Annotated in this window: 21 protein-coding genes and 4 pseudogenes; 12 read left to right on the top strand and 13 right to left on the bottom strand. The window is 69.5% G+C overall.

The window, feature by feature from the left end:
• The 3 genes from ACFYOH_RS32370 to ACFYOH_RS32380 form a co-directional block, all read left to right on the top strand.
• A partial coding sequence (locus tag ACFYOH_RS32370; protein ID WP_388633007.1) for a potassium-transporting ATPase subunit C occupies positions 1-416 on the top strand: 416 nt, incomplete at its 5' end.
• A gap of 133 nt (positions 417-549) precedes the next feature.
• Positions 550-1233 (top strand): response regulator, encoded by a 684-nt coding sequence (locus ACFYOH_RS32375; protein ID WP_388633009.1) that lies wholly within the window; start codon positions 550-552, stop codon positions 1231-1233.
• Position 1234: 1 nt separating this feature from the next.
• The gene (locus ACFYOH_RS32380; protein WP_388633011.1) at positions 1235-3784 is read left to right on the top strand and encodes a DUF4118 domain-containing protein; all 2550 of its coding nucleotides are present in this window, start codon (positions 1235-1237) and stop codon (positions 3782-3784) included.
• Positions 3785-3789: 5 nt separating this feature from the next.
• On the opposite strand, the gene ACFYOH_RS32385 is transcribed toward ACFYOH_RS32380, so the two are convergent.
• Positions 3790-4356, bottom strand: a complete 567-nt coding sequence (locus tag ACFYOH_RS32385; RefSeq protein ID WP_388633014.1) for a universal stress protein — start codon at positions 4354-4356, stop codon at positions 3790-3792.
• Here ACFYOH_RS32385 and ACFYOH_RS32390 point away from each other — a divergent pair.
• Positions 4328-4582: an alcohol dehydrogenase catalytic domain-containing protein gene (locus ACFYOH_RS32390; RefSeq protein WP_388633017.1), complete on the top strand. Its 255-nt coding sequence runs from the start codon at positions 4328-4330 to the stop codon at positions 4580-4582. The genes ACFYOH_RS32385 and ACFYOH_RS32390 overlap by 29 nt on opposite strands.
• A gap of 219 nt (positions 4583-4801) precedes the next feature.
• Positions 4802-5479, top strand: a complete 678-nt coding sequence (locus ACFYOH_RS32395; RefSeq protein WP_388633019.1) for an HdeD family acid-resistance protein — start codon at positions 4802-4804, stop codon at positions 5477-5479.
• 412 nt (positions 5480-5891) lie between these two features.
• On the opposite strand, the gene mgtA is transcribed toward ACFYOH_RS32395, so the two are convergent.
• Complete coding sequence (gene mgtA, locus ACFYOH_RS32400; protein ID WP_388633022.1) at positions 5892-8618, bottom strand: magnesium-translocating P-type ATPase; 2727 nt, start codon at positions 8616-8618, stop codon at positions 5892-5894.
• Between the two features lie 215 nt (positions 8619-8833).
• Entirely contained in the window at positions 8834-9925 is a 1092-nt protein-coding gene (locus tag ACFYOH_RS32405; protein ID WP_388633024.1) for a diacylglycerol/lipid kinase family protein, read from the bottom strand.
• 478 nt (positions 9926-10403) lie between these two features.
• On the opposite strand from ACFYOH_RS32405, the gene ACFYOH_RS32410 reads away from it, so the two are divergent.
• Positions 10404-11495 (top strand): AI-2E family transporter, encoded by a 1092-nt coding sequence (locus tag ACFYOH_RS32410; protein ID WP_388633027.1) that lies wholly within the window; start codon positions 10404-10406, stop codon positions 11493-11495.
• An 18-nt stretch (positions 11496-11513) separates the two neighbouring features.
• Here the strand turns inward: ACFYOH_RS32410 and ACFYOH_RS32415 are convergent.
• From ACFYOH_RS32415 to ACFYOH_RS32425, 3 genes and pseudogenes are all read right to left on the bottom strand, one after another.
• Positions 11514-11678, bottom strand: a pseudogene (locus tag ACFYOH_RS32415) (metallophosphoesterase); the annotation flags it as partial.
• Positions 11679-11910: 232 nt separating this feature from the next.
• A complete protein-coding gene (locus ACFYOH_RS32420; RefSeq protein WP_388633030.1) occupies positions 11911-12234 on the bottom strand; it encodes a hypothetical protein in 324 nt (107 codons plus the stop codon).
• A gap of 73 nt (positions 12235-12307) precedes the next feature.
• Positions 12308-12568, bottom strand: coding sequence for a hypothetical protein (locus ACFYOH_RS32425; protein ID WP_388633032.1), 261 nt, complete (start codon positions 12566-12568; stop codon positions 12308-12310).
• A gap of 340 nt (positions 12569-12908) precedes the next feature.
• On the opposite strand from ACFYOH_RS32425, the gene ACFYOH_RS32430 reads away from it, so the two are divergent.
• Positions 12909-13589 (top strand): hypothetical protein, encoded by a 681-nt coding sequence (locus ACFYOH_RS32430; protein WP_388633035.1) that lies wholly within the window; start codon positions 12909-12911, stop codon positions 13587-13589.
• A 16-nt stretch (positions 13590-13605) separates the two neighbouring features.
• Here ACFYOH_RS32430 and ACFYOH_RS32435 read toward each other — a convergent pair whose 3' ends face one another.
• Both ACFYOH_RS32435 and ACFYOH_RS32440 read right to left on the bottom strand, forming a co-directional pair.
• The gene (locus tag ACFYOH_RS32435) at positions 13606-14067 is read right to left on the bottom strand and encodes a SpoIIE family protein phosphatase (RefSeq protein WP_388633539.1); all 462 of its coding nucleotides are present in this window, start codon (positions 14065-14067) and stop codon (positions 13606-13608) included.
• A pseudogene (locus tag ACFYOH_RS32440) lies at positions 14036-14440 on the bottom strand (PP2C family protein-serine/threonine phosphatase); the annotation flags it as partial. The pseudogene ACFYOH_RS32440 and the gene ACFYOH_RS32435, both read right to left, overlap by 32 nt.
• Between ACFYOH_RS32440 and ACFYOH_RS32445 the strand changes: the two are divergent.
• The gene (locus ACFYOH_RS32445) at positions 14427-14915 is read left to right on the top strand and encodes a GNAT family N-acetyltransferase (protein WP_388633038.1); all 489 of its coding nucleotides are present in this window, start codon (positions 14427-14429) and stop codon (positions 14913-14915) included. The pseudogene ACFYOH_RS32440 and the gene ACFYOH_RS32445 sit on opposite strands and share 14 nt — an antisense overlap.
• A 101-nt stretch (positions 14916-15016) precedes the next feature.
• On the opposite strand, the gene ACFYOH_RS32450 is transcribed toward ACFYOH_RS32445, so the two are convergent.
• Entirely contained in the window at positions 15017-15280 is a 264-nt protein-coding gene (locus ACFYOH_RS32450) for an STAS domain-containing protein (protein WP_388633542.1), read from the bottom strand.
• Positions 15281-16473: 1193 nt separating this feature from the next.
• Here ACFYOH_RS32450 and ACFYOH_RS32455 point away from each other — a divergent pair.
• Positions 16474-16818, top strand: coding sequence for a MerR family transcriptional regulator (locus ACFYOH_RS32455; RefSeq protein WP_200418089.1), 345 nt, complete (start codon positions 16474-16476; stop codon positions 16816-16818).
• 324 nt (positions 16819-17142) lie between these two features.
• Here the strand turns inward: ACFYOH_RS32455 and ACFYOH_RS32460 are convergent, their stop codons facing one another.
• Positions 17143-18828: a ribonuclease J gene (locus ACFYOH_RS32460; RefSeq protein WP_388633040.1), complete on the bottom strand. Its 1686-nt coding sequence runs from the start codon at positions 18826-18828 to the stop codon at positions 17143-17145.
• Between the two features lie 329 nt (positions 18829-19157).
• Between ACFYOH_RS32460 and ACFYOH_RS32465 the strand changes: the two genes are divergently transcribed.
• Positions 19158-19412: a hypothetical protein gene (locus tag ACFYOH_RS32465; RefSeq protein ID WP_388633043.1), complete on the top strand. Its 255-nt coding sequence runs from the start codon at positions 19158-19160 to the stop codon at positions 19410-19412.
• Positions 19413-19617: 205 nt separating this feature from the next.
• The gene (locus ACFYOH_RS32470) at positions 19618-19833 is read left to right on the top strand and encodes a hypothetical protein (protein WP_388633045.1); all 216 of its coding nucleotides are present in this window, start codon (positions 19618-19620) and stop codon (positions 19831-19833) included.
• A 384-nt stretch (positions 19834-20217) separates the two neighbouring features.
• Here ACFYOH_RS32470 and ACFYOH_RS32475 read toward each other — a convergent pair.
• The 3 genes and pseudogenes from ACFYOH_RS32475 to ACFYOH_RS32485 form a co-directional block, all read right to left on the bottom strand.
• Positions 20218-20912: pseudogene (locus ACFYOH_RS32475) on the bottom strand (alanine dehydrogenase); the annotation flags it as partial.
• A 159-nt stretch (positions 20913-21071) separates the two neighbouring features.
• Positions 21072-21182 (bottom strand): annotated as a pseudogene (locus ACFYOH_RS32480) (IS5/IS1182 family transposase); the annotation flags it as partial.
• Between the two features lie 115 nt (positions 21183-21297).
• The gene (locus ACFYOH_RS32485) at positions 21298-22989 is read right to left on the bottom strand and encodes an acetolactate synthase large subunit (protein ID WP_388633048.1); all 1692 of its coding nucleotides are present in this window, start codon (positions 22987-22989) and stop codon (positions 21298-21300) included.
• A gap of 176 nt (positions 22990-23165) precedes the next feature.
• On the opposite strand from ACFYOH_RS32485, the gene ACFYOH_RS32490 reads away from it, so the two are divergent.
• Positions 23166-23903: a flavodoxin family protein gene (locus ACFYOH_RS32490; RefSeq protein ID WP_388633050.1), complete on the top strand. Its 738-nt coding sequence runs from the start codon at positions 23166-23168 to the stop codon at positions 23901-23903.
• Positions 23904-24053 lie beyond the last annotated feature (150 nt).

Genomic DNA, 24053 nt, shown 5'->3' on the forward strand with positions numbered 1-24053 from the left:
TCCAGCCCCGCCCGGCGAACGGCCTCGGCACGAACAGCGTCAACACGCAGTACAAGCTGATCCTGTCCGGTGCCACCAACCTGTCCGCCGACAGCAAGGTGCTGATCAAGCAGGTGCAGGACGCCAAGGCCGCCGTCGTGAAGGACAACTCCGTTCCCGGCTACACGGTCAAGCCGTCGGAGGTACCCGCGGACGCGGTGACCTCCTCCGGCTCCGGCCTGGACCCGGACATCTCCCCGGCCTACGCCGAACTCCAGGTCCACCGCGTAGCCGCGAAGAACAACCTGCCGCTCGCACAGGTGGAGAAGCTGGTCAAGGAGCACACCGAGGGCCGCACCCTGGGCTTCATGGGCGAGTCCCGGGTGAACGTCCTGGAGCTCAACATCGCGCTCAAGGAGCTTGTGGCGAAGCACTGATGGGATTACGCGACACACGCGGGAGTTGGCGGCCGGGAGGCATCCTGGTTCCGCCAACTCCCTTGGCCATGACGTCGGTTGCCTCGCGTCCGGCGCCCTTCGGCCCGACGCACGAGAGGAAAGGCACACACCCATGACCCGGGTGCTCGTGGTGGAGGACGACCCGCAGCTCGTACGGGCCCTCGTCATCAACCTGCAGGCACGGCACTACGGCGTGGACGCTGCCTCCGACGGCGCCACGGCCCTGCGGCTCGCCGCCGCGCGTCAGCCCGATGCGGTGCTGCTGGACCTCGGCCTGCCCGACATGGACGGTGTCGACATCATCAAGGGCCTGCGGGGCTGGAGCCGCGTGCCGATCCTGGTCCTGTCCGCCCGCCAGGCGTCCGACGAGAAGGTGGCCGCGCTCGACGCCGGCGCAGACGACTACGTCACCAAGCCGTTCAGCATGGACGAGCTGCTCGCCCGGCTGCGGGCCGCTGTCCGCCGCACCGAGGACACACCGCTGGTCCCCTCGGCGGCGCTGGTCGAGACGGAGCACTTCACCCTGGATCTGCTGGCCAAGAAGGCCGTACGGGACGGGCGGGACGTACGGCTGACCCCGACCGAGTGGCATCTGCTGGAGATACTGGTGACCAATCCCGGTCGGCTGATCACACAGAGGCAGCTGCTCCAGGAGGTGTGGGGCGTCTCGCAGAGCAACAAGTCCAACTACCTGCGGGTCTACATGGCGCAGTTGCGCAGGAAGCTGGAGACGGACCCCTCCCACCCCCGCTATCTGATCACCGAGCCCGGCATGGGCTACCGCTTCGAAGGATGACATGGCACGCGGCAAGCTCCGGATCTACCTCGGCGCGGCACCCGGCGTCGGCAAGACCTACGCGATGCTGTCGGAGGCACACCGACGTATCGAGCGGGGCACCGACTGCGTGGTCGCCTTCGTCGAACACCATCACAGGCCGCGTACCGAGGTGATGCTGCACGGCCTGGAGCAGGTGCCGCGCAGACAGCTGGAGTACCGAGGCGCCACGTTCGGCGAGATGGACGTCGACGCCGTCCTGCGGCGTGCTCCGGCCGTCGCCCTGGTGGACGAACTGGCCCACTCGAACGTCCCCGGCTCGCGCAACGCCAAGCGCTGGCAGGACGTCGAGGAACTGCTCGTTGCGGGAATCGACGTGATCTCGACCGTCAACATCCAGCACCTGGAGTCGCTGGGCGACGTGGTCGAGTCGATCACGGGGGTGCGGCAGCGCGAGTCCGTCCCCGACGAGGTCGTACGACGGGCCGACCAGATCGAGCTGGTCGACATGTCCCCCGAGGCCCTGCGCCGACGTATGGCGCACGGGAACGTCTACAAACCGGACAAGGTCGATGCGGCCCTGTCCAACTACTTCCGGCCCGGCAACCTGACCGCCCTGCGCGAGCTGGCGCTGCTGTGGGTGGCGGACCGGGTCGACGAGTATCTGAACGAGTACCGCAGCGAGCATCGTGTCTCCAAGATCTGGGGCTCCCGTGAGCGGATCGTGGTCGGGCTGACCGGCGGTCCCGAGGGGCGCACCCTGATCCGGCGCGCCGCGCGCCTCGCGGAGAAGGGCGCCGGCGGCGAGGTGCTGGCCGTCTACATATCCCGCAGCGACGGCCTCACTGCGGCCTCCCCGAAGGAACTGGCCGTACAACGCACGTTGGTCGAGGACCTCGGTGGCACCTTCCACCACGTGGTCGGCGACGACATAGCGGCCGCCCTGCTCGACTTCGCCCGCGGCGTCAACGCCACCCAGATCGTGCTGGGCGTCTCGCGCCGCCGCAGCTGGCAGTACGTCTTCGGGCCCGGGGTCGGCGGCACGGTGGCCGTGGAGTCCGGTCCGGACCTCGACGTGCACCTCATCACGCACGACGAGGCGGGCAAGGGCCGTGGACTGCCGGTGACGCGCGGCGCCCGCCTCGGACGCTCCCGGGTCCTCTGGGGCTGGGCCGTGGGCGTGCTCGGCCCAGCCCTGCTCACGTGGCTGCTCACCAGCGCCACTCCCGACGTCGGCCTCGCCAACGACATGCTGCTGTTCCTCACCCTGACGGTGGCGGCGGCCCTGCTGGGCGGACTCTTCCCGGCGCTGGCCTCGGCGGTCGTGGGCTCCCTGCTGCTCAACTGGTACTTCACCCCGCCCGTCCACACCCTGACGATCGCCGACCCGAAGAACATCGTCGCCATCGCGATCTTCGTAGGCGTCGCCGTGTCCGTGGCCTCGGTGGTGGACCTCGCCGCCCGCCGTACCCATCAAGCCGCCCGGTTGCGCGCAGAGTCGGAGATCCTCTCCTTCCTCGCGGGCAACGTCCTGCGCGGTGAGACCACCCTGGAGGCGCTGCTGGAACGGGTCCGGGAAACCTTCGGCATGGAGTCGGTGGCCTTGCTGGAGCGGACCGGTGAGACGGAACCCTGGACCTGCGCCGGCAGTGTGGGACCGCAGCCCGCCGCGGTGCCGGAGGACGCGGACGTCGACGTACCGGTCGGCGACCACATGGTCCTCTCCCTGCGCGGCCGCGTCCTGCCCGCCGCCGACCGCCGCGTGCTGGCCGCGTTCGCCGCGCAGGCCGCCGTCGTCCTGGACCGCCAGCGCCTGCAGCGCGAAGCCGACCGGGCCAAGGAACTGGCCGAGGGCAACCGTATCCGCACCGCTCTGCTGGCCGCCGTCAGCCACGACCTGCGCACCCCGCTCGCAGGCATCAAGGCCGCGGTGACCTCGCTCAGGTCGGACGACGTCGAGTGGTCCGAACAGGACCGGGCGGAGCTCCTGCAGGCCATCGAGGAGGGTGCCGACCGGCTCGACCACCTGGTCGGCAACCTCCTGGACATGTCCCGCCTGCAGACCGGCACCGTCACCCCCATCATCCGCGAGAGCGACCTCGACGAGGTCGTGCCCATGGCGCTCGGCGGGGTGCCCGAGGACAGCGTGGACCTGGACATCCCCGAGACCCTGCCCATGGTGTGGGTCGACCGGGGCCTGCTGGAGCGGGCCGTCGCCAACGTCGTCGAGAACGCCGTCAAATACAGTCCGCCGGGGGAGAGGGCGCTGGTGTCCGCGAGCGCCCTGGCCGACCGGGTCGAACTGCGGGTCGTGGACCGCGGGCCCGGTGTTCCGGACGAGGCCAAGGACAGTATCTTCGAGCCCTTCCAGCGGTACGGCGACTCGCCGCGCGGTGTCGGTGTCGGCGTCGGCCTCGGACTCGCGGTCGCCCGCGGCTTCGCCGAGGCCGTGGGCGGCACCCTGCGCGCCGAGGACACGCCCGGCGGCGGCCTCACCATGGTGCTCTCCGTACCGACGGACCCGGCACGGCGTCCGGAGCAGCCGGACCTGCCGGCGACCGCTGCCCGCTGAGGAGATCAGGCGGCGGGTGGCACGGTCTCGAACTCCCGCTGCAGGCGCCCCGTGTCCAGCGGCAGCCGCAAGGCGTTCCGCCGGTGCACAGCTGCCAGCGCTGCCTGCAGCGGTGACGCCGGAACCGCGAGAACGGAGCACGTGGCGCGGGCGAGACAGTAGCGGCTGACCGACGGCCACAGCGCACGGTGCAGTCGGCCACGCCCGCCTGCGCCGACCACGAGGATGTCGTCCTCCCGGCCGGCTGTCCGCACCAGAGCCGGCCCGAGGGCGCCTCGTACGACGAGCGCCTGCCCGGGCACCCCGGTGTCCGTGCTGCCGAACACGTCGCACAGCGCCTGGAGCAACCGCTCCCGCGCCAGCCGGTCCCACTCCTCGACCATGACGGCCGCAGCCGGGAACCTCCGGGCGGCAGGATCCCCGCCGGGCGGCTCCCAGGCCAGCCCCGGCCAGAGCTCCGCCCCTCGGCGCCGGGCCTCCTCGGCCGCCCGGCTCAAGGCGGTGAGACTGCCAGGCGAACCGCTCACTCCCACCACGAAACGAGTGGCTGAGGACGGACGGGACTCGGACATCGCTTTCACCGTTCTGCACGCGGGCTGGGCGTGTCCGCTCGGCCATGAGAACGCGGGATGGGTGCAACGGCTGGGGGCGGGTGTCATCGGGTTCGCGCCCGGAGACCCTGTGATCGTTTACGGCTCCTGGGGCTGTGGGGTGTGCGCCACTGCCGACATGGCCGGGAGAAACGTCGTGGGGAGCCGGGCGGCCAAGCCTCCCGAGCCACAGCCGGCAGCCGTATGAAAGCCACACCCAGCTCCCCTGGGTGCCACAACCCTACGAACGGCTGGGGCAGACCCAGGAAGAAGGTAGAGCCGCATGAGGTGTTCGTGAACACCTCATGCGCCACAAAGCCCCGCTCTCTCCACCGAGCAACATGAGGCTGATCGGGTGACGATGGACATAGACGGATGTGACGACGGTGCTCCGAGAAGACGGTGCTCCGAGAAGGAGGCAGGTGCCATGACAGCTCCCTCACATTCCTCCGGCCCCGTTTCCCCACACGGCACGGAGTCGCAAGAGGGTCCCCTGACCGAAGGCATGGCCGCACTGGCGAACCTGGGCTGGCAGTTCCTGCTCACCATGGGCCTCGCGACCATCGCCCTGGGGGTCGTCGCGCTGGTCTGGCCCGGTGCGACGCTTCGCGTCGTCGGTGTGCTCTTCGGCGTCTACCTGCTTGCCACCGGTGTCTTCCAACTCGCCGCCGCCTTCGGCACCCACGTCCCCCGGCATCTTCGCGTACTGCACTTCATCACGGGCGCGGCCTCCATCCTGCTGGGACTGATCTGCTTCAAGGGCACCCTCGAGTCGATCTTTCTGCTCGCCCTGTGGATCGGCTTCAGCTGGCTCATGCGGGGCACCCTGGAGACGGTTGCCGCGGCCTCCGATCAGACCATGCCGGGGCGCGGCTGGCACGTGGCCTTCGGCATCATCGGCACTATGGCCGGCATCGTGATGATCATCATGCCGTTCGCATCCATCGCGACACTCACACTGGTGGTGGGCGTCATGGCCATAGTTCTGGGCCTGACCGAGGTGGTCCGCGCCATCCGGACACGCGTCGAGATCGGCCATCTCGCTCCCGGCACGGCCACCCAGCGGCGCCCTCTGTTCCACGCACGTGCGCACCCCCAGCACTGATCGGCCGCCGGAGGCGTTCTCGGGTATCGGCTCATCAGGGCCGTACTCACCTACCGTCCGAGTCAGAGGAGTGAAGAAGTCGTCCACGATGTGACCGCCACGGCGGCGGCATCGGAGCTGCGCGGATCAGGGACCGAGCGCCCTGGGCCTCCCTGGTCGGGCTGCCGGCTCAAGGAACCACTCAAAGACTGCTGAGGCCTTGGGGTACGAGTACCGCGCAACTCCTCCCCGTCCCGGCCACGAAAAGCGCGAACAGCGTATTGAACGGCTCGAGTGACACGGGCAGGCTCGGCGCGCATGCGTCCGTTGCGTCTGCCTTGCGAGGGCGAATCACCGACTGCGTCGGCCGCAGAAGCCTGACCGGCCGGAAAATGCCGAGTCGCACGGCGGACGGATGCGGGATTCCGGCGGATCAGGCAGATGGGGTCCGAGGAACGGGCGAGTGGCGAGAGACGGTCGTGCCTGTCGGGTGCGGACCCTTCACCGGCGGACGGCGCAGGGCTTGCCGGTGCGGCAGGCGGGTGACGGTGCTGAACCGTGCTGCGCGGCGGCGCAAATGCCGGTGACCGGGAGCGGGTGCGGGGCGAGCCCGTGGCCCCGCGGTCCGGTAGAAGATCCGCTTGCCGAGCTCGACGAGGAGCAGATAGACGACGACCATGGCGGCCACGGCGGCGAAGAAGGCGGTCGGCAGTTGTTGGAAGCCCAGGACGTCGGCCAGGGGAGTGGCCGGCAGGACGGCGCCGAGGGCGACGACTCCCAGCGCGGTCAGTGTCAGAGGCAGGCTGGGGCGACTGCGCCAGAACGGGATGCGCCGGGTGCGGATGGCGAAGATCACCAGGGTCTGCGTGGCGAGGGACTCCACGAACCAGCCGGTGTGGAACTGGGCAGCGTCGGCGTGGAAGACGCCCAGCATCACGGCGAAGGTGACGAAGTCGAACAGCGAACTGATCGGCCCGAAACAGATCATGAACCGCCGGATGAAGGCAATGTCCCAGTGCGCGGGCCGCCGCACCTGCTCCTCGTCGACCTCGTCGGTGGGGATGGCCAGCTGACTGGTGTCGTACAACAGGTTGTTGAGCAGGATCTGGGACGGCAGCATCGGCAGGAAGGGCAGGAACAGCGAGGCGCCGGCCGCGCTGAACATGTTCCCGAAGTTGCTGGACGTGCCCATCAGTACGTACTTGATGGTGTTGGCGAAGATCCGCCGCCCCTCGGCGACCCCGTCCGCCAGGACGCCGAGGTCCTTCTCCAGCAGGATGACGTCGGCTGCGTCCTTGGCCACGTCGGTGGCCGAGTCCACCGAGATGCCCACGTCGGCGGCGTGCAGCGCGAGGGCGTCGTTGACGCCGTCGCCGAGGAAGGCGACGTCGCCACCGGTCTTCCGCTGGATCCGCACGATACGAGCCTTGTGCTCGGGGCTGACCCGGGCGAAGACGGTGGTGTCGCGTATGGCGGCGGTGAGCCGCTCGTCGTCCATGGCGTCCAGGTCGGTCCCGGTCAGCACGGCGGCGTCGGTCAGCCCCAGGTCGTGGCAGACCTTGGCGGCCACCGTGGGGTTGTCCCCGGTCAGGATCTTCACCGTGATACCGAGCGCGTCCAGTTGCCTCAGCGCCTCGGACGCGTCGGGTTTGGGCGGGTCGAGGAAGACCAGCAGACCGGCCAGACGGAGGTCCCGCTCGTCGGCGGCACTGAGGGCGGTGGCGGGCTGGGCGGGCCGGGTCGCCACCGCGACGACTCGGTTCCCGGCGGCGAACTCCGCGTCCAGCGCCTCGCGGGCCGGCTCGGGGACCTCCGCGCAACGTTCCAGTACCGTCTCCGGCGCGCCCTTGGTGATGAGCAGGGTGTCACCGGCGGGATCGGTGACGGTGACGGTGACCATGCGCCGCTCGTGGTCGAAGGGCAGGACGTCGGCCCGCTTCCAGCCGCTGAGCACCGGGCGCTGGGCGGCCGCGGCCGGGGAGTCCCACAGCGCGTCGTCGAGCGGGCTTCCGCCTACCGGCCGGCCTTGGCCGTCCACGTCCGATTCGGTGCACAGCAGTGCCCGGTGCAGCACTTCCTCCGCCGAGGTGCCGGTGACGGGTACGGCCCGGATGAAGTCGATGCGGCCCTGGGTGAGCGTTCCGGTCTTGTCGGTGAACAGCACATCGACGTCACCGAGGTCCTCGATGCACACCAGCCGCTTGACCAGCACCTTGCGCCGGCTCATCCGCCGGGAGCCCGCGGCCAGACTGGTGGAGACGACCGCGGGCAGCAGTTGCGGGGTGATGCCGACCGCGATGGCCAGTGAGAACAGCAGGGCGTCGATCAGCGGCTTGTGCAGTACGACGTTGATGATGAAGATCGACGTGGTCAGTGCCCCGGCGACGTAGACCAGGAGCATGGAGAAGCGGCGCAGCCCCACCTGGAACTCAGTCTCCAACTGGTGTCCGCCCAGGCCGGCGGCGATCTTCCCGAACTCGGCCTCGGCGCCGGTGGCGACCACGACACCGCGGCCGCTTCCCGCGTGGATCACAGTGCCCATCAGGGCGCAGCCGGACAGCTCCGCCAGCGGCGTGCCGGCCGGGACCGGGGCGGTGTCCTTCGCGACCGGCAACGACTCGCCGGTCAGCACCGACTCGCTGCACTCGAGCCCGGCTGTCTGAAGCAGCCGCAGATCCGCGGGCACGATGTCGCCGAGCCGCAGCTCGACCACATCACCGGGGACCAGGGTGCTGACCTCCACCTCCTGTGGTCGCCCGTCCCGCAGCACGACCACGCGGTGCCGGATCTTCGCGTGCAGCCACTGGGCGGTCTTCTCCGCCCGGAACTCGTTGACGAAACCAAGGCCGACGGAGAGCGCGACGATCACCGCGATGATCACGGCGTCGCTGCGCTCCCCCACGAAGTACGACACGACGGCCGCGGCCAGCAGCAGGCCGAGCAGGGGGGACCGCAGCTGATGCCACAGCACCAGCCACGCCCGAGCTCGGTGGGAGTGGACGGCGTTCGGGCCCCAGCGCTTCAGCCGTCGTGCCGCTTCCTCCGACGACAGGCCGCCTTCCGGCACCTGGAGATCACGGAGCACCTGCGCGGTGGGCAGGGCGGCCGCCGAGACGGCACGCCCCCCGGCCATCGGCCTCGCCCCGACAGTGGTCACCATCAGCGCCCACCGCCTGGGCGTGTGCCCTCCCGTACAGGGAAACGCACACAGCCGGATGAGCGTCCGGCAGTGCTGAGCCGACGGGAGGACGGGCGCGCGCACGGATCATCTGGCAGTAACCTCACCATCCCACCCTCCACCCTTCGCCGGCCCACCCTCATGGGCCTTCTGGCCCTGTCTCCGGGACCTGCTGCCCACCGTGCGGCGTGCTCCGGTCAGTCGGTGTGACGGCGATGAGACCGCCCGACGAGTGAGGCAGCCCGCTGGACGACGGCCCATCCCGGCGGTCGCCATCCGGTGGGCGCGACGCCCGGTCGATGGCGGGGAACCCATACCCGTAGCGTCCGGGGACTGATCCGGCACCGCACGGGAGTCCGCAGGGTGACGGCTTCGCCGTCGAGCCCGACGGGGACGACCGGGGCGTCGGCGTGGATGACGACGTCATCGGGTGTCGCCAGCCGGGTCAGCCCGTGCGTCTGCCCGCTTCGCAGCCTGGCGGCCGTTTCGGCGGGCGTCTCCGCCCTGGCGGTCAGTACTCCCAGGAGCCCGGAGTCGAGCTGTGCCCGCCTGTCGAGCCCGGCCGGGTCGTCGAGTTGGTAGGGATTGTTGCTCACCAGCACGGCATCCGGCCGGTCCACAGTGAGCAGCCCTGCGCGTACCAGCAGCTCCGGACCCTCGTGGCGGGCCAGGAATTCCGGGAGGATCCGTACCATCGTGCCGATCTTGTCCTCCCGGTAGGCCGGGTCCTGCACCAGGGCGGCATACGCGCCGAACGACACGTTGTTGACGAATGCCCGCTCGCCTGCGTACCCGAGATCCACGCGCAGCTCGACGCCGTCCCTGAGGGCCTCCAGCGCGGCCGAAGGGTCGTCGCGGTCCAGGCCGAGATCCATCGCGAAGTGGTTGCGGCTACCCACCGGAATGACCACGAAAGGCAGGCCGCTCGCTGCGGCCACCTCGGCCACAAGTGCCTGTGTGCCGTCTCCGCCGGCCACCCCGAGCAGATCCGCACCGTCATCCACGGCGCGTCGCGCGACAGTCGCCAGGTCCTGGGGCAGGGAATGATCGATGAGGAAAACCTGAGCTCCGAACGCACGGGCTCGTTCCGCGATCCGGAACCGGCTTGCTTTCCCCCCGCCCGAACGCGGATTCACGATCAGATAGGGCCGTCGCGCGCCGGTCGCAGGTCGCGACGCGCTCTCGGTCACGGCACGTACCCACAAGCCGCATGCATCGGCCCGGCGCACATCAAGAGCGACAACAGGACTGCCGCGATCACACCCGCAGCCGGCGGCGCCGTCCCCCACCGGGCCGACGCTCCGGCGATCGCACGTGTGGCCACCGCCACCATGACACTCCTTCGACAGTTGCGGCCTACGGCACCAGCTTGCAGCGCGGCCTGAGCATCCGCACCTGGGACGTACCTGGTCGACCCGCCACCGCCGTTGAGATCCACCGTTGCATGGACCGGTCCCCGCAACGCGTCCATCGCCGCCGCCGGCCCACGCCTCTCCCCATCCTGCGTGCCCCGGGGTCGGAAGGCGCACGGATCAGGATGTGGCGATTTGTGCCGGCCGCCGTAGCCGGTCACGGCCGCCTCGGCGGCGATCCATGGGGGACGGCCGAGGCATCCGCTGGTTGTGTCCGCCTGCTCCCATGTCGGCTGGCGGCGACTTGACGCAGCCCGTGTCAGAGGCCGGCACGTATGACAACGCGGGGAGATCACGTCTCTCCGGGTGAGGAGCCTCCTCGTTTCCCGAGACTGCGGCTGGGCACCCAGTGCCCATGGCGACGCGTCCGGTTCCGGTGCGAACCATCCTCGCCACAATCGGTCTGGTGCTCGCCACCTACGTCGTACTCGAGTTGGTGGTGCAGGCTCGCCGGGTCTTGATCTGGGCGGTCATCGCATCGTTCCTGGCCGTCTCCCTTCACCCCGCGGTCGAGGCGCTGCAGCGACGGGTGCCGCGGTGCCGACGGTCGGTGGCCACCTTGCTGGTCTTTCTGGCTGCGGCCGCGGCCGTTGGCGCGGTGGTCGCCCTGTTCGTCATCCCCCTGGCTCAGGAGGGAAGCCGGTTCGCCGGTCATCTGCCCGTGATGATCAGGGACGCCCGGGCCGGCCGCGGGCCAGTCGGAAACCTGCTGGAGCGGATCCACGCTCTGCGGTATGTCCAGCGGCATCAAGCGCAGATTCGCGCGTTCGCCACCGGGCTGAGCAGGCCTGCCTTGAGGTTCATCCGCAGTGCTACGACCACCGTGACAGGCGCTCTCACCATTTTTGTCCTGGCCTATCTGATGGTGCTGGAGGGCCCCAAGGCGATAGATCGGTCCCTGGCGCTCGTGGACGAGGCACCCGCGGCCCGCATACGCCGCGTCGGAGCCGCGTGCGCCCGTACTGTCAACGGCTACCTGACCGGAAACTTGCTGATCAGCGTCATCTGCGGGCTCCTGACCTACGTAGTGCTGCTGGTTTCCGGAGTGCCGTTCGCCGGCCTGCTGGCCCTCTTCGTCGCCGTGACCGACCTCATTCCCTTGGTGGGGGCCACCATAGGGGCTGTCGTCGCCTCCTCAGTGGCGTTCGTTCATTCCTTGCCGGCCGGCATCGGAGCCATCGTCTATCAGCAGGCCGAGAACCACCTCCTGCAACCGGTCATCCTGTCTCGAACGGTCAAACTCAACCCCCTCACCGTGCTGCTGGCCATCCTGATCGCCGCCGAAGTCGCCGGGATACTCGGTGCCCTGCTGGCGATTCCCGTCACCGGCATCATCCAAGTCGTCCTCGGTGACATCTGGGCTCACCGCGGCGGTCGGCGGCTGGGGCTGCCGATGCGGGTAGACAGCAGCCCCGAGAACGCCGACCGGTCCGACGCCGCCGAATGACCGCCGTATGGAATCCCTGCCGCGGCTGGTGTAGAGGAGGGTGCGGGTGCCGTGGTGGCTGAGGCCGGCGAGGGCCGGCTGGTCGATGCGGACCAGGTGGTGGAAGGGCCATATCTGGCCGCCGTGGGTGTGCCCGGAGAGCCGGAGGTCGATGCCGCCGGACGCCGCCTGGCCGACGAACTCGTCAGGTGCTCCTGGGCGGTAACACTGCTACGTCTCCGGGTACCTGATGTTCCGTCAGGCAAGTCAGCGTTTCGTCGGCATCGGTCCTGGCACATTCCGCGAAGAGTGTCCGAGCAGGTGCATGGTCGGCGACGTCACAACAACCTGGTTCGCGCGAAAGCCCAGGCAGGGAGCCTGTTCACCAGAGTGAAGCGATGTTCCTGACAATCATCGGCTCCGACGGGAGGGCGGGTCAGTCGTCCGGCTGTGCCTCCTCTCGCTTCACCCGGTCCTCCTGTTCCTCCTCTACCTCCTCTTCCTCCTCCAGTTCCTCCATCAGACGGATGCCCTCGTGCGTCAGCGAGACGGTGGCGGGGGTGTGGTGTGATGTCCAGTCCACGCTGATCAGACCCTCGTCGGTCAGATAGGCGCAGGCGGCGGAGAGGTCCTCGTCGGGCAGGGCCAGCTCGGCGCGCAGCGCCGATCCATTGACCTCGGGGCGGTTGCGCTCGACGGCCCCGTACAGGGATCGCAGGACCGCCTTCCGGTTGTTCTTGCGTTCGCGGAGTTTCGTCATGGTTGTCGTTCTCCGGTTTGACGGCCGCGCGGGGACGAGGCGACGGCGGATCCTCGGGCCGCTCGGATCCGGGTCACACCTCGTCGGCGTGTGTCTGTGTCTGCTCTGTCGAGGTGCTGGTCGTGAGCCAGGACTGTGCGGGTTCCGCCACTTGAGCGGTGTCGAGGGTGTTGTGGAGCCGGGTCCCGCCTGCGCGGTCCGAGGGGTAGCTGCGCTGCTCGGTCGAGGCGAAGCAGTGCCGGAGCACTTCGGCGACGCGCCGGGCGACCTCAGGCGTCGCGGCCACGATGCGGACCTCGGCGTGGCCTTCGGAGGGAAAGGGCTCGTGCTTCATACGGACCTCCTGGCAGGTGAGGGTGCAACCCCGACTGAGGTCGCTGCCCGACCCGTCGCCGGTGCGGACTGCGGCGCGTCACCACGGCCACCCCCTTCTTGAAGGGTATGCCGGGCAAGGGAGCGTGCGTGCCACGACCGACCCCTCGCGGAAGACCGGTGCTCTCCCGGAACGGGCTGTCGCAGTCGTCGGCCGCCGCCGCGCCACCGTGGCGGGCCCGGCCGGGAGTACGGTGGAGACACCGAGGGCATGCCGCGCACCGGCTCCGGCACCGGTGCCGCTCTCGGTGATCGGCGACGCCGGGTGGGCCCTGGTCCGCGCCCGGGGCAGGGTTCGACCTATGAGCGCGCACATGCTCCTCCCGACGACCTCGAACCTCCCCGCGCCCCAGCCGGCACCGGGCAGGTCGCACACGCGCAGGCCGGGCCGACCGATGCGGGAGCGGGGATCCTCGCCCCACGAAGGAGAACGCCTCCGCCCGCTGACGTGCGGCCAGGTCGAGGACCGCCTGCAGGAGCTGGGTGACCTGTACGCGGAGGTCTCCGGCGGCGGCCCTTGGGCGTGGAACGAGGCGCGTGCCGCCTTCCTGCGACACCTCGCGGCCGACGCACGACGACCGGGGTTCTCGCTGCTGATCGCGGAGACCACGGTCCTGACCGGATGCGCCTACGGCTTTCCCGTGGGCGGCGCCGGTCCGTGGTGGGCGGGCTTCGACGGAGACGTCCGGGAGAGCCTGCTCCGCCGCGTCGCCCCCGGGCGGCTCTTCGTCGTCTCCGGGATCGTCGTCCCGTCCCGCGTGCGCCGGGAGAACCAGGGCCGTGCCTGGAACCTCGCCCGGCGCCTGCAGCGGCGACTGCTCGCCGACCACGGCGCCGCGCTCGGAGTCACGTTGGTGGAAGCCCGGGACGCCGGGATGGCTGAGACGTTGAGGTCGTGGGGGTGGCGGAGCGCCGGAGACGAAACCCGCACGGCCGGACCGCCCGGCTCGTGCCGCGTGCTGGTGCTGACTGCGGGGGCGTGAGCAGCGCCGTCATCGATCACGGCCCGCCCCGGTCAGCGCAGGGCGAGGAGGGCGATGTCGTCGGTGCTGCCGGGCGGAATCCGGGCGGACAGCTGGTCGCACAGGGTGTGCAGCGGTTCGTGCGCGAGGCGAGGGCATGGCGGCGCAGTCGGCCGAGCCCGCTGTCCAGATCGCTGCCCGTAGGCTCGATCAGGCCGTCGGTGTACAGCAGGAGCGTTGGCCCCGGCGGCAGGGCGCGAGCGGCACTCGGACGATGACTGCCGACGCCCAGGTGGGTTCCGAGAATCAGTCCCTGCCCGGCTTCGAGGTACTGCGTGTTCCCGCCGGGGCCGGCAGCAGGGGCGGCGGGTGCCCGGCACTGGTCCAGCGAAGCGTCCAGGGCCCCGTGTCCCGGCCTTCCAGCCGGGCGAGGACAGGGTTGGCCATCGCACGGTCGTGATGGCGTGCATGGCGTCGTCGAGGCGGTCCATGACGGCACCGGTCGGCCCGGTGTGGTCCCAGGCGAGGGAGCGCAGGATGTCCTGCAGCTGAGCCATGCCGGCCGCGGCGGTCAGATCGTGGCCCACGACGTCGCCGATGACGAGGGCGAGCGTGCCGTCCCTCAGCGTGAACGCGTCGTACCAGTCGCCACCGACCTGCGAGCCGGACGGAGCGGGCTGGTACCGGGTGGCCAGCTGGACCCGGCCGTGCTCGGGCAAACTGAGCGCGCTGCCGACGGTATCGGACAGGAGCAGGGCGGGGTCTGGACGAGCGGTTCCCGGGAGCGCTGCAGGAGCGCCTGCCCGAGCAGCCGACCCCTCCGCACGAAGGCACCCCCCGGTGCGAAATACTCTCCCGATGGGTTCACGCACTTCCCCGATCAGTCAGCCGATCACGATACGGAGGGCCGTCGCGCGGGATGCCAAAAGGCTCACGCGGCTCGTGCGTGGCTCAGGCGCCTACGAGGGTAAGTACGCAGCCGCAGTCGCGGGCTACCGGGTCGGTCCTGATTACATCGAGGCCCACCGCGCCTTCGTGGCCGTCGGCTCCGACGAGCACGGAGGCCGGATCCTCGGGTTCTACTCGCTCGTCCTCGCTCCACCGGAGCTCGACCTGCTGTTCGTCGCCGACGAAGCGCAAGGTCGGGGCATTGGACGACTGCTCGTCGCGCACATGCAGTCCGAGGCCCGTGCCGCCGGGCTCGACCGTGTCATGGTCGTGTCGCACCTTCCCGCCGAGGACTTCTACCACCGCGTCGGTGCAGTACGGACCGGGACCGCCCTCGCGAAGCCGCCCGCCGTCCTGTGGGACCGTCCCGAATTCGAGTTTCGCATTCCTTCGGAATGACGCGGTGCCGGTTCGCAGGGCACCGGCTTCGCCTGCATGGGGCGCTCCGTGTGCCGTCGTCTCTGCCCTGACGAGGGGATCGCCCGCGCCGGCGGCCTCCCTCACCCGAGGCCGACGATCTGGAAGAGGCGTGCGACGGAGGCACTGGGTGCTGCCAGTCGTAGCCGGCCCCCGGCGCTTCGCGCGGTTCGGTGGGTGGTGAGGAGAGTGTTGACGCCGCTGGAGTCCATGATCGTGACGCCGTCGAGGTCCAGCACCGTCCGGTACGAGGCGGCGCCGTGAGCAGCTGCGGCATCGAGAAGCTGAGGGGCATGGTCCCGGTCGATTTCGCCGCAGACCTCGCTACGCCGAGGCCCTCGAAGCAGGCGCGCGTGATCGACAAGCGGTTGCCTTCTGGCGGCCCGTCGATGCCTTCCACGTTCTCCTCAACAACCGTCACCGACGTCGGCATCCTTGCGCTTCCGGACGGAAAGCCGCCTGCGCGTGGTGCTGGTGATGCACCGCGATGGAGATGACGATCGCCTTGGCTGATGACGGAGCCAGCATCGCCGAAGCCCGCCACCGAGCCGCAGCTTTCCCCACCCGCGGCCCCCCGGCCGGGGTCCCTGAGCGGATCGTGGGCCTGACCCAGCTGGTGATCAGCGAGCTGGTCACCAATCAAATACGTGCCCGGCCCCGTCCTTGTGCAGCTGTGCTCGGTCGGCGGGGAGGTACGGCCTGGGACGCTGATCCCATGCTGCTGGCAGCCTGGCGAGCAGACCCGCAACGGGTGGGTCGGCACTGTCTGGAGATCGTGAGGCCATCGCACAGGAACTCACCGTCGATCGGGAAGCGGTCGGCAAACGCATCACGGCCCGCATCCTCCTGGATGTCTGAGCCCGTCCCCGGTGCCAGCCGAAGGACACTCTGAACGTGGCTCGGGCGCGGCCACGTCTCGCAGGATCTCCAGTCGGAGAGCGGTCCTGATCTGGACCTCGGCGCCGGGTTGTGGCGGTGGGCGTACGCGGCTTGGGACGCCGTTCAGCGTGGGCGAGCACCGGGCCGGTCTCACCGAGGACTGCTGTACGGGAAGCGGGGACCGCCATTCGAGTGAGCACTCTTCCTGATGTACCTGCGGTAGAAGCAGCCGCACCTGCCATGGAGAAAAACTGTCGTGGTGACGCTAGACATTCCGCCGCTGCAGGGTTAGCGTTGTCTCCGTACCCAGAAGTCGAAGTGGGCACAGCAGGCACGAACTGCTGTGCAGGTAGACCAGAAGGACACGGCCCCAGCGGGGCTGTGAGCAGCACCCGCGGTATCCGCGTAATCGAAAGGTAAGGAGCAGAACGCCATCAGGATCGCCCGGGCGAGGAAGCAGCCCGCCCGGGTACCGCAAGGCCCCGGATTGGAAGGTGGTCCCCGGTCACGCATTCGCGATCCCCGCACTCCCGCCCTCCCAGGCGGCACCTGCGGAAAACGAAGGCCGGCGCAGCGCGCCGGTAGATGGTGTTGAAAGCTCGGGGCCCGGGTGCCGTACTGGCACCCGGGCCCCCCGACGCGTCCCTGAAAGAAGAGGTCTATGCCGCCTGCCGGTTCCCGTCCTGTTGGCCCTCTCGACGATGACGACTACCCCGCCTACACCATGGGCCGGGCCGCCGAGATGCTCGGCACCACCCCTGCCTTCCTCCGTGCCCTCGGTGAACACCGCCTGATCACCCCGCTGCGCTCCGACGGCGGCCATCGCCGCTACTCCCGGTACCAGCTGCGCATCGCAGCCCGCGCCCGCGAACTCGTCGACCAGGGCACCGCCATAGAGGCCGCCTGCCGCATTGTCATCCTCGAAGACCAGCTCGAAGAGGCGCAGCGCATCAACGAGCAACTGCGCGCCGAGGGCGGCAAACCTCAGCCGCAGACATCAACCTGATCAGAGCGCCCGAACCCGAGGCAACCGATGCACTGCCGGCGGATGAGGCCGCCGAGGGACCGCACCGCCGTTCCGCAGCTCAGGCGGGCTCACCGCGTCAACCGGACTCCACCGGAAGAGAGAACCGCGAGCGGGCGTGATGCATGTAGTGGGTGACGAGGGGCGAACCCGGGGAAGAAGCAGCGGCAACCGATAGGAGGTTGCCATGGGTGGCGGAGATCTGGAACTGGGCAGCTTCTGGCCGCCGCTGAGGCGGCACCGCCCGGGGAGTCCGTCGCGGGCGAAGCCACGGCCGGAAGGGGGACCGTGCTGCCGGGCTGTGGCTCAGGCGTCGATGATGACGGGGATGATCAGGGGCTTGCGGCGATAGGTGCGGAACGCCCAGTTCGCGACGGCGCGGGCGAGGAGTTGTTCGAGTTGGCGCGCGTCCCCGACGCCTTCCTCGGCTGCGGTGGCCAGGGTCTTCTCGATGACGGGGATGACCGGCTCGAAGGTGGCGTCGTCGTGGACGAAGCCGCGGGCCAGGAAGTCGGGGGCCTCGGCGAGGGCGCCGGTGTCCGCGTCGACGATCGCCACCACCGTGACCACGCCTTCGGCGGCGAGGGTGAGGCGGTCCTTCAGGGACGCTTCGGTGGCGCCGCCGACTTCCATGCCATCCACGTAGACGTTGCCGGCGGGGACCTTGCCGGTGATGGACGCGCGTCCGTCGACCAGGTCGACGACGACGCCGTCCTCGGCGATGACGACCCGGTCGGGGTCGACACCGGTGCGGATGGCGAGGTCGGCGTTGGCCCGCAGGTGGCGCCATTCGCCGTGCACGGGCATGACGTTGCGGGGCTTGACGACGTTGTAGCAGTAGACGAGTTCGCCGGCGCTGGCGTGCCCGGAGACGTGCACCTTGGCGTTGCCCTTGTGGACCACGTGGGCGCCCCACCGGGTGAGTCCGTTGATCACCCGGTAGATGGCGTTCTCGTTGCCGGGGATGAGGGAGCTGGCGAGCAGGACGGTGTCGTCCTTGCCGATGCGGATCATGTGGTCGCGGTTGGCCATCCGTGACAGCGCGGCCATCGGTTCGCCCTGGGAGCCGGTGCACACCAGCGTGATCTTGTGGTCGGGGAGCTTCTCCAGCTCCTTCGTGCTCACGACCAGACCGGAGGGGACCTTCAGATAGCCCAGGTCACGGGCGATGCCCATGTTGCGGACCATCGACCGGCCGACGAAGGCGACCTTGCGGCCGTGCTGGTGGGCTGCGTCCAGGACCTGCTGGATGCGGTGCACGTGGCTGGCGAAGCTGGAGACGATGACCCGGCGCGGCGCGGTGCGCATCACCTGCTCGATCGCCGGGTTCAGCTCCCGCTCGGAGGTGGTGAAGCCGGGTACTTCGGCGTTGGTGGAGTCGGTGAGGAACAGGTCCACGCCCTCCTCGCCGAGGCGGGCGAAGGCGCGCAGATCCGTGATGCGGTCGTCGAGAGGGAACTGGTCCATCTTGAAGTCGCCGGTGTGCAGCACCATCCCGGCCCGGGTGCGGATCGCGACCGCGAGGCTGTCGGGGATGGAGTGGTTGACCGCCACGAACTCGCAGTCGAAGGGCCCGAAACTGCGCCGGTCGCCCTCCCGCACCCGCACCGAGCGCGGCCGGATGCCGTGTTCCTTGAGCTTGGCCTCCAGGAACGCCAGCGTCAGCTTGGAGCCGACGACGGGAATGTCGGACCGCTCGCGCAGCAGGTACGGCACGCCGCCGATGTGGTCCTCGTGGCCGTGGGTGAGGACCACGGCCACGATGTCGTCCAGCCGGTCCCGGATCGAGGTGAAGTCCGGCAGGATCACGTCCACGCCGGGCTGGGTCTCCTCGGGGAACAGCACACCGCAGTCGACGATGAGCAGCTTGCCGGCGTGCTCGAAGACGGTCATGTTGCGGCCGATCTCCCCCAGGCCGCCCAGGGCGATGACCCGCAGCCCTCCTTGGGGAAGGGGCGGTGCGGCTTTCAGCTCGGGGTGCGGATGACTCATACCCTGACGGTACCCGGTGAGCGGGACAGGGTGATCCACTGCCTGTGTGATCCAACGAGCGCTCGCTACGCCCGGCCGCCGCAGCCGGATACAGCGAATTGCTGGAGTGGGCCAGGGGGGCTGGGCACGGTTCGGCGGCCCGCAGTGGAGGGGACCGGCTCCTTCGGGGCGGCCCTGTCCCGCTACCTGCTGGCCCAGGGCGTGTGAACCGTCCGGACCGGACCGACCGTCGCCGACGCGGCAAGTCGGACCCGCTCGACGCTCAGAACGCGGCCCGGGCGGTGCTGAGCGGGCGGGCGCGTGCCCAGGCCAACTCAGCCGATGGACCGGTGCAGATCGCCCGGATGTACAGACGCGCCAAGGGCTCGGCAGCCAAGGCCCGCACGAAGGCGATCAAGCAGCTCGAGGCTGTCCTCGTCAGTGCCGACCCGAACCTGCGGGAAGAACTGGCCGGGCTGAACAACGCAGAACTTTTCCGTTCCTGCGCACGGCTCGCCGAGGACAGCAAGAACGACAGGACGATGAAGAGGCGGGGCTGCAGGCCACCCGCGCCACCCTGTGTCTGCTGGCCCGGTGAATCGTGAAGCTCACGGACTTGGAAGGCCGACTGGCCCGACTTGCGGAAGGCCACGCCCCGCAGCTGCTCACCGTGGTGGGCATCGGCCCGGACACGGCTGTCATTTTGCTGATCACGATGGGGACCCGGAACCCGGTCTGAGGCTGCCCGACCTCACGCTCACAGCGGGCTGGTGGCTCCGTGCCGCGCTGCACCTGCGGCCCGGGGCTCCCTTGACCCTCGAAGACGACCGCGGGCTGGCCTTCCGGCTAATCTGTTGGCGCACCGAGTACGCGAGGAGCTCCTACCACCTCGCCTGGCCGCGGATGACCGGTTGTGCTGTCGTGATCCGCCCCGATCTGCAGGAAGTCCTGGTCGAACGGGTACCCGCCACCGTCGTCATCCGAGACTTCGTCATGCGCCTCGGGCATGGCGCAGAGGTGAAATGACGCGGAAGCGCTCGGTCGTGTGGTGGAGGAGCATGCTGGTCGGTCCTGGTCCTCTGCCTCACCGCCGATGACCCCAGTCAGTACTGCAACGCTCGGGGTGTGTACAGCGCTGCATTTGCATGGGGCAGCCGGCACACAGGTCCTGCACGGGTAGCGGGCCGGCCCCGGCCGTGCGGCAGCCGCGATGCTGCCGCACGGCGCACGGGCCCCTGCTGCACGCAGCGTCCGTTGTGGAACGTCGGCCGACCCCAGGCGTTCGGCTCTGCACGGGTGTTCTCGGTGTGGTGGAACTCGGTCCCCGAAGCCGCGTGCCTGGCAGACGTCCCGGGCATCCAGGCCGCCGTCACCCTTTCGAACAGGGCTCCACGCTCGGTCCGGGGTGTGTCAGGCCTGCTGCGCGGGAGAGTGCAGCACCGGGGTGAGGGCGGGGGCCGCGGCCTTGGGGGTGTGGCGGTAGGCGGCTGTTCGGTGCTGGAAGGAGAGAATCTTTGGGTTCAGGACGACGCCGTCGCGGATCTCGATGGCCTTTCTGACCGTGGGGTCGGCCTCCCAGACCGCGGGGCCGCTCATGACCTTGCGCAGGTACGGCAGGAGTGCCTCGCTGATTTCCCACGTGGCCGAGTTCCACAGGTGGGACGGGCCCACGCGAAGCCCATGCCTTCGTCGCAGGCGACGTCGATGAAGAAGGTCCCCGGCCGGAACAGGGTGAGTTCCTCTTCGGTGACGAACATGAGCGGCGCGTCGGTGTCCTGCAAGTTGACGATGATGTCGAACCCGGCCAGGTACTCCGCCAGCGGCAGGGAACCGGCCGCGGTGAATGCGTGCAGGCGCGACGAATCGCCCTCCTGCTGTGCGAAGTGGCCCATCACGACCGAGGGCATCGGCGAGGCCACCGCTGCCGCTGCGCGCTGGGTGAGCACCGTGGCGTCGGAGACCCCCATGGCGCCCCGGCCGGTGGCCGCGCCGCGCGCCGTGGCGCCGAAGCTGATGACCACAGCACGCAGACGCCGCCCGTAGCTGCCGGTCAGCCCGCCGAGCTGCAGAGCGTGCAGTACCGAGCAGTAGCCCGCGAGCTCGTTTTCTAGCGGTTGGGTGTTTCCGCAGGTCAGGGTTCTGATCGCCGCCTACGGGTCAGCAAAAGGTCAGCACCGGGTCGGACGGTGTCCGGCTCGCTGACCTGCACCCGTGGCAGGGACCTGCTGCCCCGCCCGGCGCCCTGTTACGAAGGTCGTGTTCGAGTAGCGAAAGCGCCGCTCACGCTGCGGCAGCAGCGGCTCGAGGCTGTCCCACGGCTCATGACACATCCACGGCGACGACGCATCGAACCGGACGCTCAACTCCCGCCTCAGACACGGCGATCAGCGTTCATCCGCCTCATTGCGCTAGCCGTTGTCACCGACCTGCTGTGGTCTCTCGTGCTCCCAGCAGGTGGACGGCTCGAGTGTCGAGGACCTGGGTCGCGGGTCAGAACGGTCCGCTGAGGCTGCCGAGTCGGTCGGTCAGGCGCAGGTTCTCGGTGTAGTCGACGGGGCAGGCGATCACGGAGACGCCTTCGTCGTCGAGGGCGCGGCGCAGTGCGGGCAGCAGCTGGTCGGCGGACCCGACCTGGTAGCCGTGGGCGCCGAAGCTTTCGGCGTAGGCGACCAGGTCCGGGTTGGTGAAGCGGGTGTGGCTGTGGCGGCCGAGTTCGAGTTCCATCTTCCAGGTGATGAGCCCGTATTCCTCGTCCACCAGGACGAGGACGATCAGGGGGATGTGTTCGCGGACGGCGGTCTCGAGTTCCTGGGAGTTCATCAGGAAGGAGCCGTCGCCCATCATGGCCAGGACGCGCCGGTCGGGTCGGGCCAGTTTGGCGGCGATGGCGCCCGGCAGTGCGAAGCCCATGGTGGACAAGCCGTTGGAGACCAGGCAGGTGTCCGGTTCGTAGGTGGGGTAGAGGCGGGACATCCACATCTTCCCGGCGCCGGTGTCGGCGAGCACGATGTCGTGGCGGTCCAGTGCGGTCCGGACATCGCTCACCACACGCTGGGGCACCAGCGGGAACGCGTCGTTGTCACGACCGTACGCGAGTTCGTCGTCGAGCAGCGTACGGATCTTCACGCTGCTTTCCGCGCCGTAGGTGAACCCTTCGGGCAGTGCCGAAGCGAGTGCGTCCAGCGCCTGCGACAGGTCGCCCTCGATGCCCACTGCGACCGGGTAATGTGCGTCCACCTCGGAGGGGAAGCGGTGTACGTGCACGATGCGCTTGTCGCCGTTGGGGTTGATCTTGGTGGGGTCGAATTCCTGGATCTCGTAGCCGACGCAGATCACCACGTCGGCGGTGTCGAAGCCGAAGTTGCTGTAGTCGTGGCGCATGAAGCCGACCGCGCCGAGGGCGTTCGGATGGTCGTCGGGGAAGACGCCTTTGCCGTGGAAGGTAGTCGCGACCGGGATGTTCAGTCGTTCGGCGAACCGCACGAGAGCGTCCGAGGCCCGAGCTCTCGCGGCGCCATGGCCTGCCAGCACGACAGGACGCCGTGCCGTGGTGAGCACCTCGACCGCCCGCGCGATCTGCGTGAGTGACGGCGCGGCGGCGTGCACTGTGTCGATCTGCAGGGGCGCCACATGCTCAGCGGGCCGCTCCGCTTCGATGTCCTCGGGCACGGCCAGGAACACGGCACCGGGGCGCTCGCTCTGCGCGATCTTGAAAGCCTTGCGTGTCATCTCCGGCACCGCGTCAGGGCACTCCACGCGGGCTGCCCACTGAGTGACGGGGGCGAACATCGATACCAGATCGATGACTTGATGCGACTCCTTGTGGGTGCGGCGCAGCGAGCCCTGGGCGGCAAGGGCCACCATCGGTGCGCTGTTGGTCACGGCATCGGCGGTGCCGAGCAGCAGGTTGATCGCGCCGGGGCCCAGAGTGGCCGAACACACCCCGGCCCGACCGGTCAGCCGTCCGTAGATCTCGGCCATGAACGAGGCGGCCTGCTCGTGGCGCACCAGGATGTACCGGATCCCGGAGCCACTCAGGGCGTCGACGAAGCGGATGTTCTCCTCGCCGGGGATCCCGAAGACGTACTCGACGCCTTCGGCTCGCAGACAGCGCACCAGCAGGTGTGCGACGTCGTCCGCTGCTGCCGTGGTCCGCGCCTTGGTCGCGCCTTCGGTGCTCATGAGGCGAACGTAGGTACACCTGGCTGCCCGGGCCACTCGTCCGCCGCCGACCGGGCGTGGACCACTGTGGCTATTTGGAGGCGTTGTGGTGGCGGCTGCCGCGGTCGGACCGCACGCTGGCGAAGTGAGAACGAACCGCCGTGCACAGAGCGGCGGTGGAACTCCGGGAGGACCGTGTGACCCCTTCGTCGCCCGACACCGACGCACCGCCGGCCCGGTACGACGACCTGCGTGCGCTGGTGATCAACTGCACCCTCAAACGCTCACCGGAGACGAGCAACACCCAGGGACTGATCGACCGCAGCACCGCCATCATGGACGCGCAGGGAGTGCGCGTCGATGTCGTGCGGGCAGTGGACCACGACATCGCCACCGGGGTGTGGCCCGACATGCGGGAGCACGGCTGGAAGACGGACGCCTGGCCGGATATCTACCAGCAGGTCCTGGCGGCCGACATCCTCGTCCTGGCCGGACCCATCTGGCTCGGCGACAACAGCTCGGTGACGAAGCAGGTGATCGAACGCCTATACGCCTGCTCCAGCCTGCTCAACGAAGCAGGCCAGTACGCCTACTACGGCCGCGTCGGCGGCTGCCTGATCACCGGCAACGAGGACGGTGTCAAGCACTGCGCCATGAACGTCCTCTACAGCCTCCAGCACCTGGGCTACACCATCCCGCCCCAGGCGGACGCCGGATGGATCGGCGAAGCGGGCCCGGGCCCCTCGTACCTCGATCCGGGCTCGGGCGGACCGGAGAACGACTTCACCAACCGCAACACCACCTTCATGACCTGGAACCTGCTCCACCTGGCCCGTGCGCTGAAGGACCTCGGCGGCATCCCCGCCTACGGCAACCAGCGCACCGCCTGGGACGCCGGCTGCCGCCGCGACTACGAGAACCCCGAGCACCGGTAACGTGATGCCGAGGGAAACTGGCGGGCGGCCGTCGGGGACGGCTGCGGCGGCGTGGGCGACCGTTCATAGCCGAGGGCTGTGCACCGCCTCGGACTGCTGCCCCTGTCCCGGGCCGTTCCGGGCGGTGAGGGGGATCCTCGTAGCCTGCTG

The sequence above is a fragment of the Streptomyces sp. NPDC007856 genome, from assembly GCF_042868225.1.
In the GTDB taxonomy this organism is placed as follows: Bacteria; Actinomycetota; Actinomycetes; order Streptomycetales; family Streptomycetaceae; genus Streptomyces.